Raw genomic sequence first — 19,834 nt, 5'->3', positions numbered from 1 at the left:
TGTCTGAGGACTGGATTGGCGTCACACCACCCAGTAGGCAAAGACCAGCGTCCACAGACACAACAAAGTCACCGCAATGAAGAAATAGGATCGGTTCCAGACCCGTCCGACATCCACGACCGGAATGTCACCAAACCGGCCAACCAATATATTGGTGGCCGTGAAGGGTGAGGTCAGCCCCGTCAGCGCCCAACCACAGAGCATAGCCACCCCAAAGGCCCGGGGATCGAGACCGAAAGCAGCCGCATCGGGCAGCATCGGAGCGACCAGCGACAGGGTGAGAATGGGATTGGATCCGACCTGCCCCATGACCGGCATGATCCAGACCAAAGCAATGAGCAAAAACCAGCCCGGAATAATGGTGAGGTCAATCCCGGCATCAGCCATCATCGGCACCAGAAGAGCCGCCCCCACCACACCGATATAGCCCGCAGTCATCAACAACAACAGGTCCGAGCGAAAGGCAGGCAGCTCTTTATGGACATAGCTGAGAAGGGTCTGGCCGACCGCAAACGCATCCTTTTGCTGGATCAGCATCCAGATTATCGACAGGATCGGCACCACCAGCAGCACCACGCCAACGATGCGAATGCCAAACATCACTTCAATGCTCAGCACTGGCACCATGATGATCACCAACAAGGCCACCAGCGGCAACAAAACGGTCCAGTGCAGGCCGGAACTCCGCCGCAGCCGTGGCCCGCCTTGAGGCCTTGGCTTGAAGATGGTATCCAGCGCCCACCCAGTGCCGAGCAATAGGACCGAGCTGACCAACCCCGGCATGGCAATCCCCATCCAGCTGATGCCGGGAATGGTCGCCACCGCCATCGCGGTGGAGAAAGCCATTGGCGACCATGTCAAAGCGGATATGAATCCCCGCTGGATGGCAAGCAGCATCCGGCGGGTCCGAATGGCGCGAACCCTTTCATCCGGTTCGCTCTTGGCGCTGGAAAGCGCCAGTGTCCCAAGCAATTGAATCGCCCCGAAATTCAGCAGCAAGGCAAATATCTGGGACCCGAAAGACAGCGAAATGTAACGCCGACCCGGTGGCTGGGCCGCCAGAAAGGCACCCGATTTGCTCATGGCCGGAGATGAAGAGGCCGCATTGCGCAGGATCGACAGGGCACTGAAGAAAGACGCCAAAAAACCGGCTTTGATCAAGGCACCCGACAAGATCTCTTGCCAATCCTCATTGTTGAAAGCAAGCGCGATCGTCAGCACCAGACAGACACCCAGAAAAATGAGACCACCTTTGCTGGCTCTAAGCGCCATGATGGCGACGATGACAAGCAGACTAACAAGCAGCGGAAGAGATACCCACTCCACTCCAGCCCACTCACGCATGGCCTGAAGCAAAATGACAAGGACGATGATCCAGCCAAACAGGCGATCACCGATGCGCGAAACATCCATAGATTATGTTTCCTGAAACAAAAAAAGCGGGCGGCAGTTGCGGCCCGGTGGGGGAGGAAGGGCCAGAATAGTCCCAAAAAGACTGTAACCGAAAGCCCAAAAAACGGGCAATCACTCGATTGTGCAGGACATATTCTGGTGTGGTGCCAAGCATGTCAGACACAAAAAACCCCGGCCACAAGGACCGGGGCTGACGACAAAACAATTTTGCAGAGAAGATACAATCAGAAATCGGAAGCCTTGCCGCTGGAACCAAACAAGCGGATCTTTTCTTTGACCTTTTCCTTCATGGCCACCTCGCCGGCCCCCAAAGAATCGGCCAGAACGAAGTCCGTCGGATTGTCTTTCCAATAGTCCTGCACCCCAAGCGTGAAGGATTGCCGCAACTCGGTGTCGACATTGATTTTTGCGATGCCCAGGGAAATGGCCCGCTGCACCTGATCATCCGGCACCCCGGAGCCCCCATGCATCACCAGAGGTTTCTGAACGATTTCCTTGATTTCACGGATCCGATCAAAAGCCAGCTTTGGCTCGGAGGTGTAGATACCATGCGCCGTTCCCATGGAGATGGCCAGATAGTCAAGGCCGGTGCGGTTGGTAAATTCCTGCGCTTCCTCGACTGAGGTGATCATGGCATCGGCTTCATCGACATCAATATCATCCTCGACACCACCGATCTTGCCGATTTCCCCTTCACAACCAATGCCCAGCGCATGGGCCACATCAGCCACCGCCTTGGTGATCCGGACATTATCCTCGAAATCATAGCCCGAGCCGTCGAACATCAGAGAGTGAAAGCCGACCCGCGCTGCCGCCATGGTTTGTTCGAACTGGCGACTGTGATCAATATGAATCGCCACCGGCACCGTATGGTTGGCCATGAAGGCATCAACCATCGCCTTCATTTCCGCAAGGCCCATCGTGTTGATCACCTTCTGACCGATCATCACCAGAATCGGGGCTTTCTCTTCCTCGGCGCCCTTGAGAATGGCGCGCGTCGTCTCCGCATTATGCACGCTGAAGGCGCCGATGGCATATCCCTCTTTCCACGCACGATCGAGAAGTGTCTTACCGGAAATATAAGCCATTGTTTATCCTCAACTTTAGGCCTCTGGATCAGGCAGCGCAAAAAGAGGTGCCACACGGTCAGAGCGATTGGAAGGCAGGGAGCGAAGGGACCGCAGATGGGTCATCATCAGCAAATCTGCCGGACAAAAGACCCGACGACTCCGTCCGGCCTGATTGTTTCTTTCTTGATCAGAGTATAGAGACACATGATCTTTTTCGAAAGTCTTTTGCCAAAAATATGAGCGTTTAACAACAATTCTGCACATATTTTCAATCAAAGCTACCAAATATGGACATTTTTAATCACCAATAGGAGACCAATGATCAGCAACAGGCTGTGAATGATGCCGTGATAATTGATCTTGAGTTTATGCAGCAGGTGATAGGCGAACATCCCAACGCTCATCCCGACCAGAAAGGCAGGCATGGCATAGAGCACCCGCTCTGCCACATAAGGGGTCAGCAGCCCCTTGCTCCAGAAGCCGGCAATCGCGCCGATCATTTGCAGCATAAAGAAAAACACCAAGGTCGATTTGGTCTGATCCGCCGTCCAGGGCTGCATCGAGGTGAAGGCAATCACCGGCGGTCCCGGCTCGCCAACGCTCGCCCCCAAGGCACCGGAGAAGAAACCCGTCCCGACCGTCAGCGGCGCCGACGCCTTGGTGAAAAGCGGGGCCTTAGCAAACAGCGAATAGAGGCTCGACAAGATCAGCACGCATCCCATCGTGATCAGGATTGCCTCGGCGGGCAGCCGTTTGAGCAGATCGGCCCCCAGAAACGAGCCTGGCAAGGAGCCTGCAAACAGAATCAAGCCGACACGCCACTGCACATGCTGGCGCATTTTCCAGACCAGCGGAAAGGTCACCAGCCATCCGAAGATGCCAGCGATGGGCACAGCAGCTTTCACATCCACCGCCAAGGAGAGAAGCGGCACGCTGACCAAGGCCAGCCCAAAACCCGTCAGGCCTTGGGTGAAGCTGCCCAGCGTGATGATCGCCGAGACGATGAGAATTTCCATCATGATGACATTGCCTGCGGTGACAGGGCCGGGATCGTCTCCCCCGACCCATTGAACGGTCCAAGTCTAGCGCGTGCCAAACTGATGAATGGTGCGATGCTGATAGACATCCCCCGGCCTCAACACGGCGCTTGGAAAATGGGGCTTGTTGGGCGCGTCCGGATAGCCTTGAGTTTCAAGGCAAAGCCCGCCAAAGGCTTCATATTTGCAGCCATTGCGCCCAAACCACGGTTTGTTCGATAATTTGAATCCGTTGTAGAACTGGATCGCTGGCTGGGTGGTCATCACCTTCATGAAGCGCCCGCTGGACGGATCATAAAGGTCGGCCGCCATCCGGTAGTCCCCATGCTTCTGTTTGCCATGCAGGATATAGTTGAAGTCGAAGCCGCCGCCCTCGATGCCTTCCATCCGGTCACCGATCCGCACTGGCTCCCGGAAATCAAGGCCCGTCCCGGCCACAGCCCGCACTTCCCCGGTCGGGATCATCGTCTCAGCCACGGGAGTGTAGAAATCGGCGAACAAGGTCAATTGATGATCCGCCACCGAGCCGCTGTCATGACCGGCTAGATTGTAGTAGCTGTGATTGACCAGATTGACGATGGTCGGCTTGTCACTCACCGCCCGGAAGTCATAATGCAGCGCGTTGGACTCCGTCAGACCGATCGTGTGAGTCACCAGCAGATTGCCCGGATAGCCGCTTTCCCCGTCCGGCGACACCCGATGCAAATGGATCATCACCGCGTCACTCGTCTCTTCCAGATCATAGCCCCAGACATATTTGTCGAACCCCTTCGAACCCCCATGCAAATGCTGCACGGTCGGCGGCTCGTTGGTTTCCAGCTGATACCGGCGACAATCAATCGAAAAACGACCATCCTCTATCCGGTTGGCGAACCGCCCGGCAATTGCGCCGAAGAAAGGATGTCCGGCAAGATATTTGTCCAGAGACTCATAGCCCAACACCACATCGGCCAAAGCCCCATCCCGGTCCGGTACTTCGATCGAAGTGACGATGCAGCCATAATTGGTGACCCGCACCACCATGCCATTGTCATTGCTCAAGGTGATGAGATCGACCGCTTTGCCATCGACTTCACCATAGGTTTCGACTTCTACTTTCATGATAAACCTCCCAACTGACACTTAATTCGCTTTGGTCGGCATGCCCGACAGATCGCGCAGTTGTTCAAGCAAGGCTGTCCAGTCCTGACGCCCGCGCCCGGCGATCCGGCTCATATTGTAAAGCTCCCGCGAGGCAGCCCCCATCGGCATCGGCACGCCAACCTGATTGGCCAGATCGAGCGCGATGCCCAGATCCTTGTGGGCCAGATCAATCATGAAGGCGGGCGACAGATCGCCCTTGAGCACCTTGTTTGGCCAACTGGTGGTGAAGTGCCCCTTGCCTGCAGGCGTACCGCTCATCACCGCCATTGCCGTGTCGAAATCGAGACCGATTTTCTCGGCCAGCGCAATGGCTTCTGCCGACAGGGCATTGAGCGCAATGCTCATGTAATTGTTGATGATCTTGACGCGGATTCCCTTGCCCGGCCCCCCCGCATCGACGGTTTCCGACCCCATCAGATCAAACAAGGGCTGCGCCCGTTCAATCTGCGCCTTGGTGCCGCCCGCAAGGATCAGCAAGGTGCCTGCAATGGCATGGTCCGATGTGCGACCCACCGGCGCTTCCATCATCTCGATGCCTTTTGCCGCAAGATCGGCAATCAGGCCATCGGTCTCAAGCGGGTGAATGGTCGACATGTCGATCACCAGCGCGTCTTTCTTCAGCGCAGCGACAACGCCCTCTTCCCCCAACAGGACAGAGCGCACCAGCGCCCCGTTTGGCAACATGGTAATGACAAAGTCGGCGCCTTCAGCAACCGCTGCGACCCTGTCGCAGGCTTTCCCACCTTTTGCGGCCAACGCCGCGACGGCATCATCATTGATGTCATATAGATTGAGGTCATGTCCCCCCTTGATCAGATTGGCTGCCATTGCAGCGCCCATTTGACCAAGACCGATGAATCCAACTGTTGCCATTGCGAAACCTCATATTGAGCATTTTTGATCGTTATCCAACATCTGCACGATATTTCGACCAAATACAACACAATTTGGTTGTTTTATGAGTGTTTATGGTGATAATTTCGATTGAAAGGCAACAAATCTAGGTATTTGTCGCTAGATGTGATCAGCAAAAGATCATCCCAGGCGGCCCACAAGTCGTTTGGCACGATCATGGACTTTGATCACAAACACACCCATCATCGCCCCATCCACGCTGTCACCAGATTGACGATCTGGCAGCGAGGATGAGCGATAATCGCCAACACCAGCCATAAAAGAGCCTCTCATGACCGTCGCATGCGTTGGAATCACCGTCCTTGATCGGGTTTTCCGGGTCGATCACTTGCCAAAAACCGGCGGCAAATATGTCGCCCGCGACTATTTTGAAGTTGGCGGCGGGCCAGCGGCCACCGCGGCCGTCGCCATTGCCAGACTGGGCATGAATGTCGACTATGTCGGCCGGGTCGGCAATGATGATGTCGCCGCCGCCATGATTCGCGAGCTCAATCGCTATGGCGTCGGCACCCGCCATATCCGCACCATATCCGAAGCAAAGTCGTCCTTTTCCGCCATTCTGGTTGATGACCAAGGCGAAAGGCTGATCGTCAATTATCAGGATTCAGATCTCTCAGGTGATGCCGAATGGCTAAAAGAGATCAATTTCGCGCCCTATCAGTCCATCCTTTGTGATGTGCGCTGGCCAGTCGGGGCCAAATATGCACTCGAACAAGCCAAACAGCTGCAAAAACAAAGCGTTCTGGATGCCGATATCACCCCGCAAGACATCACGGATCTGGTGACACTCGCCGACCATGTGGCATTTTCCGAACCAGGTTTGGCGAAATTCTCACAAGTTGATGACCCGATTGATGGATTGCGCGTTGCCCAAACGAAAACAAATGCTAAGGTCTATGTCACCGTTGGATCGCAAGGCTGCTATTGGCTGGAGGGCGAGACGCTCCACCATCAGCCCGGTTTCAAGGTCGATGTGAAGGATACGACCGGTGCGGGAGACGTCTTCCATGGCGCCTTTGCCTTTGCGCTCGCCAAGGGCATGCCCATTGCCGATATTGTCGCCTTTGCCAGCGCGGTCGCTGCCCTCAAATGCACCCGACTGGGCGGACGTGATGGCGTCCCCGACCTTGCAACTGTCGAGGCCTTTCTTGCGGCCAACAAATAATCCCCTGGCCCAACCTCTTATGAGACTGGGGCAGACCCGAACGCTGCGCGAATAGCAAGCATGCAGGAAGAAAGCTGAAGTCCCATGCCAAATGCCGTCATCGTAGGCAATCCCCGCCACGACACCCTGCTCAAGGAAGTCAACGACAAGGGTTATGTGAGCGTGGAGGAGTTGACCGAGCTGCTCGATGTTTCCGCCCAGACCATTCGACGCGACATCAAAAAACTGAGCGATCAGAAACTGCTGATTCGCCATCATGGCGGGGCTGCGCGCAATTCCTCGGTGGTCAATCTTGACTATGCGGTCCGGCAGGTATCCGAGACGGAAGAAAAGGAGGCCATCGCCAAGGCTTTGGTCGCCCAGATCCCGGACAACAGCTCGGTCTTTCTGGCCATCGGCACCACCACCGAAATCATCGCCCGCCATCTGCTGCAACATTCCGGCCTGCAGGTCATCACCAACAGCATGCGGGTCGCCAATGTGCTGTATCAGAAGAAAGACTTCAATGTGATGGTGCCCGGCGGCAAATTGCGCAGCACCAATGGCGGCATCATCGGCTCAACGGCTTTGGACTTCATCAATCATTTCCGGGTTGATTATCTGATCGCCAGTTGCGGCTCCATCGACGCCGATGGCACCTTGCTCGATTATGAATTCAATGAAGTCATCATGGTCCAGAGCATGATGAAAACCGCCCGCAACATTTTCATCGCTGCCGATTCCACCAAGTTCAACACCACCGCGACGGTGGAGCTTGGTCATGTCCGCAACATCTCTGCGCTTTTCACCGATGGCACACCGCCAACCGACATCAAGATGCAGCTCGACCAGCATGGGGCCAAGCTGTTTGTCGTCTAGGCCGCGGAGCGGGCAGGCACCCCTGCCCGCAGCCAGTTGCCCAGAACATGGCCATTCAGCGCCATGATGGCCCCAAGTGCCATCGGCGCGAACAAGGCCTCTTCCTGAAAGACCCCATTCACCAGAATGATCATCAGGCTGAAGCTCAGCACGGAATGCAGCATCACGCGTGATTGCAGTGACAGCTTGAAGGTCTGTGCTGCCACCCATGCATAGCATCCAAGCAGCATGAAGCCGGCAATGCCCATTTGCCGCATCAACACCCCGACCGCACTTTCAATCGCAAAGGGTGTCCGGCCAGCAGCCTGATAGGCAGGCCAGTCCAGCTTGCTGAAATCAGTGGTGAAGTTGCCCCCGTCTCCAAGACCCCGGCCAAACGGGTTGGACAGGAAATCATGCACCCCGCCCATGAAGCCCAGAACGTGAAAGTCGCCAATATCGAGGCCGATCTTCACCCCGAGCACAAAATAGATGACCAACACCACCAGCAGCCCGGCCAGAGCGATCATCGCCCCGAACAGCCAGCGTGCCAATGCAGCACAGCAGACAAGCAACAGCATGATCAGCGCACCCTTGGCACTGGACAGCAGCATCAGCGGAAACAGAAACACAAACCACCAGGCCCGGCCGGTAAACATCATCACCAAAGCCAGCATGGACAGCAGATAGGAATAGGAAATGGCGTGATTGTTCGGCCCGCTCATCCGCAGAATGGTGAAGCCATTATCCCCCAGCAACGGCGTGTTGAGAAAATGAACCCGCATGGAATCGAAAATATCGGTCATCACGGTTCCTTGCCGGGCGACAACCGCATCCCAGACCAGATTGAGTCGGTCCTGCGTCGTACCAAAGGTCCAAAGCGTCCAGCCATTGGTGATGTCCATCCAGAGCGAGCGATCAATCGCCTCGATCAACCCCAAACCGACAATGATCCCCGTCAAGGCAACGATCTGATCATTGAGGCGGGTGGGAAATTTCAGACTGACCAGAAAATAGATCTGAAACAGCGCAAAAGGGGCAATGATATTGCGCAGATAGATCACCGCTCCGGTCGGATTCTTGGCCATGCCAAGGATCAGATAGACACCGATCAAGCAGAAAGCGATGAATCCCACACCCATGATCCGGTTGGTCTCGCGATCATGGTCGCGCCAGTTGAGCGCATACCGGCCAAACAGCCACAGCCAGATGACAATCATCGTCAGGAAATTGTAGCCACGGACGAAATTGTAATCATCGGCGCTGACGAGAAAGTCAGAGAACAAAGAGACGAAGAAATTCTGAAAAATCAGCGTGAACAACACCACCAGCGGCGCTGCCGGTGTCAGATAGACGGCAACCATGCTGGCCAGACAAATCTGGGTCACAATGGCCAATGGCATGCTGACAAAGTGGGTCGCCACCGGCAAGGCACTGACCGTTATGGCCAGAACAAAGACGAGCACCGTATGCAGGACGCGCATCGACAGGCTTGATGCAGGATCAAGCTGTCGCCGGTTGCCCGCTGAAAGCGCGGCACCCTGCCAGAACTGGAATGCGGAAGTGTCTGTCATTGGCCAACTTCGTCAATATCTATGCTCCACATTTACCCCATTTCCCATTAGAGAAGGATTAATGGTGACTGTGGCACCCGAATAGCCGCAAATAAGAGACGCAAACAGAATGGCAGCTCCTCAAAGCCCCATCAAAGCGGAGCAACAACAATTTCTACCGCTACATGATCCACGCTAAAGCGTATCCTGCGCGCGCATGGCACTCTGCCCAACAATCCGGGACATTTGCTGCGTCCCCTGACCCGCAGGATGGAAGACACGATGATTGGACGATTTCTGTCACGCCTGAAAAGCTGGCTGTTGCATGGCCTGCTGGTCGCCGCCATCTTTCTGATGGTTTCCAATCCCTTCCTGACCGACGTGCAGAACAAGATTGGCGCGAGTGAATTGCTGCTCAACATGTACCGCACCAGCCTTGAAACTGAGGTTGCGCGTTACAAGTTCCTGCCCTTCATCCTGTCGCAGAATGATCGGATCCTTGAAATACTGAGCGACAGGTTTGATCCGGTAGAGAGCGGATATTTCCTGCAACGAACCAAATATGCCACCAACGTGTCGGCAATCTATGTGCTCGACAGGACAGGCAAGGTCACAGCCGCCAGCAACTGGCACCGCGAGGATAGCTATGTCGGCAGAAATCTCGGCTTCCGGCCCTATTTCAAGGATGCGATGGCGGGGCGGCTGGGACAGTTTTATGGCGTCGGTCTGTCGTCAACGACACCGGGCTTCTTCCTCTCTTATGGCCTGAGAAAAGACGAAGACATCATTGGGGTGATCGCGGTTGAGGTCAATCTCTCCGAGCTCGAAAAGGTCTGGCGCTCCGGCCCTGACGACATTCTGGTCTCCGACGTCGACGGCACTATTTTCCTCAGCTCGAATGAAAGCTGGAAACACAAGACCTTCGGGCAGGTCGGCTCGAGCACCGTCGGTCTGCTGGATCGATCCATTCCGCCAGCACGCACCACCCACAATCCGATTGCCCGCAAACGCTGCTACCGGTTGGGCAGCATCACCGTCTACAAGGATCCGAACTATGCCTGCCTGTTCCCGACCACCTTCTCCCTGCAGGAAGAGATCGTCGAATTTGGCTGGACCATTCATTCGATCCAGCCCGCCCGACCGATCTACCAGTCCCTGCTGCTGGTCGCCATCATCACGTTGCTGATTTACCTCAGCGTCGTGTTCCTCTATCGCAACATTCGCAACAAGTATAAACGCAGCATACAAAAACTGCGCACCCAACTGACCGAAAATTCCAAGCTGGCTGCCATCGGCCAGATGGCCACCGAAGTGGCGCACGACTTCAATCAGCCCCTGTCGGCCATCTATATGTTGCTCGACACATCCCGTCTGTTGCTCGAGCGCAAGATGTATAAGGATGTCGACGACAATCTGATGCTGGTCTCCTCCCATATCGAACGGCTGAAGCAGCAAATATCCCAGCTCAAGTCCTTTGCCAGTCGCCACCGTGTGCCGCGCGGCCATGCCAACATCGTCGAAGCCGCCCACAGCTCATTGCATCTGTTCCAATTGACCCTCAAGAAACAGGATGTGCAGCTGCAATTCCACACCACACAAGCCGACATCGAGGTGCCTTGCAACGAAATCGGTCTGGGTCAGATTTTCTCCAACCTGATCACCAACGCCATTGAGGCCATGGCCGATCAGAGCAAAAAACGCATCACCATTTCCATTGCCCGCAAGGATCAGAAGGTCATCGTCAAGCTGCGCGACAATGGTCCGGGCATTCCGGACCCCTCGAAAATCTATGAATCCTTCTACACGACCAAAAAGAGCGGCACCGGCCTCGGTCTGGCCATCGTCAAGGGCATTCTGGAAAATTCAGAAGGCTCGATCACGGTCGGCAATCACCCCGAGGGAGGGGCCGAATTCACCCTGACCTGGACCGAATGGAAGGATGAGACGCGCAAAGGCAACAGCGCTGAAGATGACCGCGCACTCGAAGAGCTGTTCCCAAAGCATATCTGACCGCTCGGTTCAGTCAGTCTCGCGAAAGGTCTCGGGCTGGATGCCATGACGGTTGAGCTTGTCATAAAGGGTTTTGCGCGGCAACAAAAGCTGCTTGGCGGCCGATCCTACATGGCCTCCATGTTGTTGCAAGGCCCCTTCAATCATCCTTTTCTCAAAGGCATCAAGGGAGGCGGATAGGCCCATCCGATGGTCATCACTGACCGCACCCCCCTCGATATCGGGCGCAAACAGCCCCAGCACATACCGGTCCGCAGTGTGTTTGAGTTCCCGCACATTGCCCGGCCAGTCCTGTGTCTGCAGCCAGATCAACAATTCCGGCTGGATATCGGGCACAGGGCGGTGATAATGCTGCGCCGCTTCGCTTGCAAAAAAGTAGAACAGCTCCGGGATATCCTCACGCCGGTTGCGCAACGGCGGCAGATCGATCGTCACCACATTGAGCCGATAAAACAGATCAAGGCGGAACTCTTTTCGCTGGCTGAGATCGAGCAGATTTTCCTTGGTCGCCGCGACCACCCGGCAATCGACGGGGATGATCTTGTTGTCACCCAACCGCTCAACGCTGCGTTCTTGCAACACCCGCAGAAACTTGGCCTGAATATCAAGCGGCATGCTCTCGATCTCGTCGAGGAACAAGGTTCCCTGATTGGCATGCTCGATCTTGCCGATACGCTTCTTTGACGCCCCGGTAAAGGCCCCGGCTTCATGGCCGAACATTTCGCTTTCAAACAGGGTGTCAGGAAAAGAAGCACAATTGAGCGGCACAAAATGGCGATCCCGCCGGCTGCTCCACATATGGATGCAATTGGCAACAACCTCCTTGCCCGTGCCGGTCTCGCCCTGAATCAAGACATCTGCATCGGTGTCGGAAATGTTCAGAAGAGTCTCGCGGATCTGTTGCATCACCTTGCTCTGGCCAATCATGGTCGGCCCCTTGCGGGTCTTTTGCGCCAGCCGCAGTTGCTGATTTTCCAGCACCAGCCGTCTTTTCTCGATGGCCCGTTTCAGCACCTCGGTCAGGCGTTCGCTGTTGCAGGGTTTTTCGATGAAATCATAGGCCCCAAGCTTGATGGCATTGACCGCCATCTCTACATCTCCGTGCCCAGTGACCAGCACAATCGGCATATCCTCATCGAGCTTGAGCACCTGATGCATCAATTCAATGCCCGACATGCCCGGCAACCGGATGTCGGAGACCACGATGGATTCGCGATTCTTTTTCACCAGCTCAAGGCCCGCTTCCGCAGTGTCGACCGCCTGCACGGCGAAGCCTGCCATTTTCATCGATTGCTGGTAGGCAAATTGAACGCTCTTGTCGTCTTCAACATAGATGATGGAAATGTCCATGTGTCACACTGTGCCGCAGCCGCTGGTCCGCTGCGTCCTTTCCCTTGCCTGCCAACCTGATCGCTGCAGTCCTGTGTCGCGGTCCCGGCTCATATGATGCTGTTTATACAGGCTCCCAAAGATCCTATCTGGATCTTTAGGACAAGTCATCTCTCTGGCGCTTTGATGCATATCGCCCAACACGAGAAAACTTGTTCCCAAACTTTCAGTCTTCAGACCGCTTGATCGCCCCTCTGCCCGGCAATTCTAGCGGCAATCTTGTGCGGCCATCCAGACAAAAGCCCCACCCTTGTCTGGAAATCCGCACAACATTTCAAGCCCGGGCGCAATGCGCGTGCCATCAACCAGCCAGAAGTCCCGCCCCAAGGGGCGCCAAAGCCTATAACTCCGCGTCAGCTTGTCTCATCCAAGAACGGCATTCGGCGGCAATTGAGTTGAAAAGACAAAAGATTTCAGCTCGTTAGCAGCCAGATTAGATTGCTTCCAGTCGCAACCCCTCCTAGCCAAAAGGCGAGGTCCACCAGCCTTGGCATAGGCCTTGCTACCCAAAAGGGCATCCATCACGGGACGCCCAGTATGCGGATGGTCACATTCGCCAGCCGCGTTCCCTTGGACCTTCTGCAAATCACCAACTGATTTGCAGCCATTTCGTTGGTATGGGTGGTTGTATCAATAGACCGTCTCGACCAATCCAGAAATTCGCAAGGTAGGGAGGTTATTATGAACCGTCTTGCAAGTATTCTCGGTGCCGGCCTCGTGGCAGCTGCAATGGCAGTGCCTGCATGGGCTGCTGATGTCACTCTCAAACTCGGCCACATTGCTGTTCCGTCCCACCCATATGGGCAGGGCGCTGACAAATTTGCTGAGCTGGTCAAAGAAAAAAGCGACGGCAAAATCGAAATCAAAGTCTTCCCGAGCTCCCAGCTTGGTGGTCAGAAAGACCTGATCGAAGGCATGGTCTTCGGTGCTGTTGACATGGCACTGGTCGGTACCGCCGTTCTGGGTCAGTTCCAGCCACAGATCTCCATTTTCGATTTGCCATTCCTGTTCGAAGACCGTCAGCACGCTTACAAGTCTCTCGATAGCGTCGGCATGGAACTGGGCAAAACCCTTGAAGGTCGTGGCATCAAGCTGTTGGGCTACATGGAAAACGGCATCCGCCACATGACCAACAACACCCGTCCGATCGAAACCCCTGCCGATCTGGCTGACCTGAAAATCCGTGTCATGACCAACAAGATCTTCGTTGAAATGATGAAGTCTCTTGGCGCCTCCCCAACCCCGATGGCTTTCAGCGAACTCTACTCTGCCATGCAGCAGGGCACCGTTGACGGTCAGGAAAACCCATCCGCTCACATCTTCACCAAGCGTTTCTTCGAAGTTCAGAAATACGCTTCCAAAACCGCGCACGCCTATTCGCCAGAGCCAATGGTCATCTCCATGATCTCTTGGGGCAAGCTGAATGATGAACAGAAGAAGATCATCGAAGAAGCTGCAAAAGAATCCATCGCTTGGCAGCGCGCGATTTCCGAAGATCAGGACAACAAATATTGGGACCAGATCAAGGCAACTGGCAAAATGGAAGTGATCGAAGTTGATCGTTCCAAATTTGCTGAAGCAACTGCCCCTGTGATCTCCATGTTCGCAAAAACCGTCGGTCAGGAAAATATCGACAAGATCAACGCTTTGCGCGCCAAATAAGACCTCCATCTTATTAATCCCAATAGCGCTTTACGCCCCGAACCCCACCCGATCCCTCACCGGGGCGTAAAGCAAATCTCCCATACGTCTCCCAGATGCGCCGGTGCATCGCCGCACCCCAAAACCCGCAACAGCGACCGGAGACGTTGACCGTCTGAAGGGGATCCCGCACGGATCCGGACCAGATGGCAGACAGACAGGCTCATGCCCCCACTCCATGCGGGGCGAGCAGAACCGGGCCACGGCACGTGGTCCCATCAACAATATGGCACATGGCACAGTTCGGGCATGACAATCCGGCCTGACGGTGCCTCAGAAGGTCTTAGGCGATGGATATCATTTTCAAGTTCCTGCGCAAAACGCTCTACGGAATTTCGGTGACCGCCATGATTGTCATGCTGGCGATCATCTTCCTGCAGGTCATCACCCGTTACATTTTCGGCTTTTCCTTTGAATGGTCCGAAGAGCTGGCACGCTTCCTCTTTGTCTGGGTGGTCTTCCTTGGATCCGCCCTGATCATGGGTGAAGACGGTCATCTGGCCGTGGAACTGCTGCCCCGCATCCTGAACGGCACAAAACCGGGCTTCCTGCTCAATCTCTTCATCAATGCATGTGGCTATGTCTTCATCCTGCTGTTGATCGTGCAGGGCTGGAAAATGACCGAAACCATGACCTTCCAGACCTCACCGGGTCTTGGCCTGTCCATGAGCTATGTCTATGCCATCATGCCGCTGTCCGGCATTCTGATGCTGATGTATCACGTCAAGGATACGGTGAAGATCTTCAAGTCGCTCGGCAATTCCGAGCAAGCAGAAGGATAAGCCCTTATGGAAACCGTCCTCATTCTCGCCTTTATCGGCATGGCACTGATTGGTGTTCCAGTGGCTTATGCGCTGGCCCTGTCGGTCTCTCTGGTGCTGTTCGTCTATATGGATCTGCCGCAGGTCCTGATCGTCAACAACCTCTTCTCAGGCATTGATTCCTTCTCCTTCATGGCGGTGCCTTTCTTCATGTTGGCTGGTGCCTTCATGTCGGCCGGTGGCGTGACCTCCCGTCTGGTCAATGTCGCTCAGGCCATGGTTGGCTCCTTCACCGGCGGTCTGGCACAGGCCGTTGCGGTCGCGGGCATGTTCTTCGCCGCCATTTCCGGCTCGTCTGCCGCCACCACCGCGGCCATCGGCTCGACCATGGTCAACGAAATGGAGCAGAAGGGCTACAAACGCGAAATGGCCACCGGCATTGTCGCAGCCGCAGGCACCGTCGGCATTGTTATCCCTCCTTCCATCACCTTCGTTGTCTATGGCGTCATCGCCAACGTCTCGATCGGTGACCTGTTCATGGCTGGCGTCCTGCCGGGCCTGATCATGGGTGGCGTCATGTGCGCCATGGGCTGGTATCTTGCCAAGAAAAACAAGATCCCACCGGAAGGCAACTTCTCCTGCGTGAAACTGGCCAAAGCCATCAAGGACGCCTTCTGGGCCCTGATGACCCCGGTTATCATCATCGGCGGTATCTATTCCGGTATCTTCACGCCAACCGAAGCCGCCGCTGTTGCAGCTGTCTATGGCATCGTCGTAGGGCTGTTCGTCTATCGCGAGCTAAGCATCAAGGATTTCCCGCAGATCATCTTCAAGGCCGTGATCGGCACCACGCTGATCATGTTCCTTGTGGGTGCCTCCAAAATCTTTGGCTGGCTGATGACCAACCTGCAGATCCCACACATGGTTGGCCAGGCGGTGACCGATTTCACCTCCTCACCCATTCTGTTCCTGCTGATCATGAACGTGCTGCTGCTGGTGCTTGGGACTCTGGTGAATGCCTCCGCAGCGGTGGTCATTCTGACCCCGATCTTCCTGCCGGTCGCCTTGACCATGGGCATCGACCCGATCCATTTCGGCGTTGTCATGGTCATGAACCTTGCCATTGGCTGCATCACCCCGCCGGTTGGCCTTGACCTCTTTGTTGCCAGTGCCATCACCAAGGTGCCGCTTGAAAAGGTCATGAAGGCAACCATGCCTTATCTGCTGGCCCTGCTGGCAGCTCTGGTCTGTATCACAATGACGCCGGCGGTATCGACCACCCTGCCTTACCTCTTCAAATAAGAAAAGTTGGACCACCAAGACAAACTTGCGGCCCCCTCATACGGGGCCGCTTTTTTTATGCCCGTTGCTTGTGGTCACAGAGCGCGACCAAGAATGCCCGTCAACAGATCGCTATCAAGCGCCACCGGATTGCCCTTCATAGAAGAGGAAATTCGCGATTGTTCGGCAACATCGCCGATCATCTCAGCTGTGAGACCAAGCGCCTTCAAGCCGGGCAACCCCTGCGCCTGAGACCAGCGGGCCAGACAGTCAAAAGCGTTCTGAGCGTCACAATCAACTGCCTCGGCAATCCATCCGCGAACGGCCTGCATCCGAGCAAGGATTGCTTCCTGATCCGACAACCGCATCAGGGCCGTTTCATTGGCCGCTAGTACATGGGGCAGCAAGGCCCCACAAATGGCCCCATGGGCCGCGCCTGTCACCCCGCCAAGAACGCCCGCAAAGCCATGCACGGCGCCCAATCCCGCATTGGCCAGCGCCAGACCGCCACACAGGCTCGTCCAGGCCAAATCGTCCCTTGCCTCCTTGCTTTCCCTCTCCATCAGCAGAACCAGCGCTTTGAGCCCCTGTGGGATTGCATCGCGACAAAGGGCATCCGTCAGGCGATTGGCCTTGCAGGACAGAAAGGGCTCGATTACCTGCGTCACCGCATCAAGACCACTGGCCAGCGTGATTGGCTTTGGCAAATGGTCGGTCAGGCTCGGATCGACGAGCGCCAGATCCGGCAGCATATGGCGATCACGAAGGCTCACCTTGCGCTTGGCCTCTGGCACCGCAATCACCGCATTCTTGGTCACTTCCGCCCCGGTACCGGCCGTGGTTGGCATGGCGGCAAACGGCAAGGGCCGTGCCTCGAGCGGCAAGCCGCGGCCCACCACTTCGAGATGATCCATAATCGGTCGCGTCGACGGGATGAGACCGGCCAGCGCCTTGCCTGCATCAATCACCGCACCGCCGCCAAGGGCAATAACCGCCTCCACGCGCGCGCCTCGGGCCACAGCAAGCCCCGCTTCGATCATTGGCAGGTCCGGTTCCCGCTCGACCGAAAAGCGGCACACCACGGCGCCGTGATCCGTCAGAGCGTCCACCAACCAATCGGCACGCGACCCGTCGTGCCCTTGCACCAGCAACAGACGCCCACCGAGCCCGGCAAGCGCATCAAGCGCCGCATGTGCCACCCCGCGCCCGAAGCGAAGATCGGCGGCGGTCAAAAATTGAAACTGGGAGAGAGCGTGAGGCATCGATAGGCTCCTTTTAGGCAGACAGGAAAGGTGTCAATACCACAAGGAATCTAAGAAAAGGACAAGGCGTCTTGTCAACGGCCTGAGGCAGATCGTCCTAGCGAAAAGCCGGGCATTGCCATGGACAAATGGGATGGAAAAATGCGCAATTACAACGCCCAAAACGAAAAAAGCCTCCGCTTTTCAGCGAAGGCTTTTAAAATGGAGCGGGCGATGGGATTCGAACCCACGACCCCAACCTTGGCAAGGTTGTGCTCTACCCCTGAGCTACACCCGCGAAACTTATTCGGTTTATCAAACCGTTAGCAACAAGTTGTCGCTGTCAGGCAACGCTCCGTGTCGCCGACGGATGCTTATATGTACGACCTGCAGACCAAATGCAACAGAGAAATTACAAAAAAACACTTTTTCCCACTGGCTGTGTATTTTTTTCACAAAGGGGGAAAAACGCCCCCTTATTTCTACAGAGCATCCGTTGCACTTTTCCTTGATGGCGCTGCCAAACACGCCTAAGAGCAGAGGGAAGAGACGATGCCAAGCAAAGAAAGAGACGTGCCGTGACCAACACCCAACCCGAAAATCAGCCAGCCAGCCGCCAGGATCTTCTCGATTTTTTTGCATCCCTGAGTATCAACACCAAGACCCATGATCACGAAGCGGTCTTCACCGTTGATGAAAGCCACAAGATCAAACAGGATCTACCGGGTGGCCACACCAAGAACCTGTTTTTGAAAGACAAAAAGGGCAATGTGATTCTGGTGGTCTGCATCAACGATACCGAAGTGGATCTCAAGAGCTTTCACAAAAAATACGCCTGCGGCCGCGTCAGCTTTGGCAATGCCGATCTTTTGTGGGAGCGGCTCGGTGTACGTCCCGGGTCTGTCACCCCTTTCGCTCTGTTCAATGACCGCAACGAGCACAAGGTTCAGTTGGTGCTTGATTCCCATCTGCTTGAATGGGAGTTGCTGAACTTCCACCCGCTTGAAAACACTGCCACCACAGCCATCGCCCGCGACGACCTTCTGGCCTTTTTCAAGGCAACGGGCCACGAACCAACCATTGTCAAACTGGAAAAAACAGAGGAAGCTGTTTAGAAGCTTCCCCTATCGTCCCAAGCAGCCGGCACATCACCATTGAAGCATTGAAGCCCGATGGCGGCTGTCCCATATTGAGGCGAACAATCTGTCGCAGTTTGATTGCGGCTCCGAATCAAGGGCGTGCGATGATCCATTGCCCCCACAAATGACAACAGTCCCACAAAAAGGACCGTATCCATGAACAACAAGTCCTTCGGTTATGGCAGCGGCATGTCCGCCAGCTTCAATGCGTCCCAAGGCTCCGGCTCCGTCAGTGCCTCCTTTGGCACGCCAGCTCCTCAGGCAGCGCCAAAGCCTGCGCCCAAACCCAAGGCTCCTGAAGGCCCCCTGATCAAGGACACCACAACGCAGAGCTTCATGCAGGATGTCATCGAAGCTTCGCGCACCACCACTGTCCTTGTCGATTTCTGGGCCCCATGGTGCGGCCCCTGCAAACAATTGATGCCATTGCTGGAAAAGGCCGTCACCGAAGCCAAGGGCCGGGTCAAGATGGTCAAGCTCAACATCGACGAAGAGCCGGCCATTCCCGGCCAGATGGGTATTCAGTCCGTCCCCGCCGTCGTAGCCTTCAAGGATGGTCGCCCGGTCGATGGCTTCATGGGCGCCCAGCCGGAAAGCCAAATCAAGGCCTTCATCGACAAGAATGGCACTGAACCACAAGCCGACCCGCTGGAGGAAGCCTGCAAACAGGCCGACGCTCTGTTTGAAGAAGGCCAGACTGCCGAAGCCCTGCAGATTTACGGCGCCATCCTGCAACAATCGAGCGACCACCTGCCCGCCGTGATCGGCATTGCCAAATGCTTCATTGCGCTCGATGAGCTGGAACGCGCCCGCGATGTGTTCGAATCACTGCCTGAAGACGCTGTAAAAGACAAAGCGGTCGTTGCGCTCAAGGCCCGTCTGGAACTGGCAGAGCAAAGCGCCGATCTGGGCGAAGTGGGTGAGTTGCAGAAAAAAGTCGACGCCGATCCGGACAATCATCAGGCCAGATTTGATCTGGCTGTCGCTTTGAACGGTAAAAACAAGCGACAGGAGGCCGTCGACCAACTGATCACGATCATCAAGAAGGATCGCGAATGGGGAGAGGACGGGGCGCGCAAGCAGCTTTTGCAATTCTTTGAAAGCTGGGGCGTGATGGACAAGGCCAGCGTTTACGGACGTCGTCAATTGTCCTCGATCCTGTTTTCTTGAGGCGAGGCC

Annotated in this window: 17 protein-coding genes and 1 tRNA gene; 8 read left to right on the top strand and 10 right to left on the bottom strand. The window is 55.7% G+C overall.

Annotated features, from left to right (window positions below):
* Nucleotides 1-21: 21 nt before the first annotated feature.
* From DSD30_RS04105 to DSD30_RS21460, 6 genes are all read right to left on the bottom strand, one after another.
* Nucleotides 22-1,413, bottom strand: a complete 1,392-nt coding sequence (locus DSD30_RS04105; RefSeq protein ID WP_114008278.1) for a hypothetical protein — start codon at nt 1,411-1,413, stop codon at nt 22-24.
* Nucleotides 1,414-1,637: 224 nt separating this feature from the next.
* Nucleotides 1,638-2,501 carry a class II fructose-bisphosphate aldolase gene (locus DSD30_RS04100; protein ID WP_114008277.1) on the bottom strand — a complete coding sequence of 288 codons (864 nt, stop codon included), beginning with the start codon at nt 2,499-2,501 and terminating at the stop codon, nt 1,638-1,640.
* Between the two features lie 260 nt (nt 2,502-2,761).
* Nucleotides 2,762-3,502 (bottom strand): sulfite exporter TauE/SafE family protein, encoded by a 741-nt coding sequence (locus DSD30_RS04090; protein WP_198662810.1) that lies wholly within the window; start codon nt 3,500-3,502, stop codon nt 2,762-2,764.
* Nucleotides 3,503-3,565: 63 nt separating this feature from the next.
* Nucleotides 3,566-4,621, bottom strand: coding sequence for an aldose epimerase family protein (locus DSD30_RS04085; RefSeq protein ID WP_114008274.1), 1,056 nt, complete (start codon nt 4,619-4,621; stop codon nt 3,566-3,568).
* 21 nt (nt 4,622-4,642) lie between these two features.
* The gene (gene yihU / locus DSD30_RS04080; protein WP_114008273.1) at nt 4,643-5,536 is read right to left on the bottom strand and encodes a sulfolactaldehyde 3-reductase; all 894 of its coding nucleotides are present in this window, start codon (nt 5,534-5,536) and stop codon (nt 4,643-4,645) included.
* Between the two features lie 162 nt (nt 5,537-5,698).
* Entirely contained in the window at nt 5,699-5,836 is a 138-nt protein-coding gene (locus DSD30_RS21460; protein ID WP_157967554.1) for a hypothetical protein, read from the bottom strand.
* A 13-nt stretch (nt 5,837-5,849) separates the two neighbouring features.
* Here DSD30_RS21460 and DSD30_RS04075 point away from each other — a divergent pair, with 13 nt between their 5' ends.
* The gene (locus DSD30_RS04075; RefSeq protein WP_114008272.1) at nt 5,850-6,743 is read left to right on the top strand and encodes a PfkB family carbohydrate kinase; all 894 of its coding nucleotides are present in this window, start codon (nt 5,850-5,852) and stop codon (nt 6,741-6,743) included.
* Nucleotides 6,744-6,827: 84 nt separating this feature from the next.
* Nucleotides 6,828-7,601: a DeoR/GlpR family DNA-binding transcription regulator gene (locus tag DSD30_RS04070; RefSeq protein ID WP_114008271.1), complete on the top strand. Its 774-nt coding sequence runs from the start codon at nt 6,828-6,830 to the stop codon at nt 7,599-7,601.
* On the opposite strand, the gene DSD30_RS04065 is transcribed toward DSD30_RS04070, so the two are convergent.
* Complete coding sequence (locus DSD30_RS04065) at nt 7,598-9,154, bottom strand: hypothetical protein (protein WP_114008270.1); 1,557 nt, start codon at nt 9,152-9,154, stop codon at nt 7,598-7,600. The genes DSD30_RS04070 and DSD30_RS04065 overlap by 4 nt on opposite strands.
* Nucleotides 9,155-9,415: 261 nt before the next feature.
* Here DSD30_RS04065 and DSD30_RS04060 point away from each other — a divergent pair, with 261 nt between their 5' ends.
* Nucleotides 9,416-11,143 (top strand): ATP-binding protein, encoded by a 1,728-nt coding sequence (locus tag DSD30_RS04060; protein ID WP_157967553.1) that lies wholly within the window; start codon nt 9,416-9,418, stop codon nt 11,141-11,143.
* A 9-nt stretch (nt 11,144-11,152) separates the two neighbouring features.
* Here DSD30_RS04060 and DSD30_RS04055 read toward each other — a convergent pair whose 3' ends face one another.
* A complete protein-coding gene (locus DSD30_RS04055; protein WP_114008268.1) occupies nt 11,153-12,493 on the bottom strand; it encodes a sigma-54-dependent transcriptional regulator in 1,341 nt (446 codons plus the stop codon).
* A 720-nt stretch (nt 12,494-13,213) separates the two neighbouring features.
* On the opposite strand from DSD30_RS04055, the gene DSD30_RS04050 reads away from it, so the two are divergent.
* The 3 genes from DSD30_RS04050 to DSD30_RS04040 all read left to right on the top strand — a co-directional run bounded on the left by DSD30_RS04050 (nt 13,214) and on the right by DSD30_RS04040 (nt 16,296).
* Nucleotides 13,214-14,194, top strand: a complete 981-nt coding sequence (locus DSD30_RS04050) for a TRAP transporter substrate-binding protein (RefSeq protein ID WP_114008267.1) — start codon at nt 13,214-13,216, stop codon at nt 14,192-14,194.
* 329 nt (nt 14,195-14,523) lie between these two features.
* Nucleotides 14,524-15,015, top strand: coding sequence for a TRAP transporter small permease (locus DSD30_RS04045; protein ID WP_114008266.1), 492 nt, complete (start codon nt 14,524-14,526; stop codon nt 15,013-15,015).
* Between the two features lie 6 nt (nt 15,016-15,021).
* Complete coding sequence (locus tag DSD30_RS04040; RefSeq protein ID WP_114008265.1) at nt 15,022-16,296, top strand: TRAP transporter large permease; 1,275 nt, start codon at nt 15,022-15,024, stop codon at nt 16,294-16,296.
* 74 nt (nt 16,297-16,370) lie between these two features.
* On the opposite strand, the gene DSD30_RS04035 is transcribed toward DSD30_RS04040, so the two are convergent.
* Together DSD30_RS04035 and DSD30_RS04030 are read right to left on the bottom strand one after the other, a co-directional pair.
* Nucleotides 16,371-17,537, bottom strand: a complete 1,167-nt coding sequence (locus tag DSD30_RS04035; RefSeq protein WP_114008264.1) for an iron-containing alcohol dehydrogenase — start codon at nt 17,535-17,537, stop codon at nt 16,371-16,373.
* A gap of 202 nt (nt 17,538-17,739) precedes the next feature.
* Nucleotides 17,740-17,814: transfer RNA gene (locus DSD30_RS04030), tRNA-Gly, on the bottom strand.
* A 280-nt stretch (nt 17,815-18,094) separates the two neighbouring features.
* Between DSD30_RS04030 and DSD30_RS04025 the strand changes: the two genes are divergently transcribed.
* Nucleotides 18,095-18,631 carry a prolyl-tRNA synthetase associated domain-containing protein gene (locus tag DSD30_RS04025; RefSeq protein ID WP_114008263.1) on the top strand — a complete coding sequence of 179 codons (537 nt, stop codon included), beginning with the start codon at nt 18,095-18,097 and terminating at the stop codon, nt 18,629-18,631.
* A 180-nt stretch (nt 18,632-18,811) separates the two neighbouring features.
* On the top strand, nt 18,812-19,825 hold the full coding sequence (trxA, locus tag DSD30_RS04020) for a thioredoxin (protein WP_245418347.1): 1,014 nt from the start codon (nt 18,812-18,814) through the stop codon (nt 19,823-19,825).
* Nucleotides 19,826-19,834 lie beyond the last annotated feature (9 nt).

It is taken from the genome of Cohaesibacter intestini (genome assembly GCF_003324485.1).
Taxonomy (GTDB): domain Bacteria; phylum Pseudomonadota; class Alphaproteobacteria; order Rhizobiales; family Cohaesibacteraceae; genus Cohaesibacter; species Cohaesibacter intestini.
The sequence above is the reverse complement of the archived record's forward strand: the minus strand, read 5'-3'. Positions and strand labels throughout refer to the sequence as shown.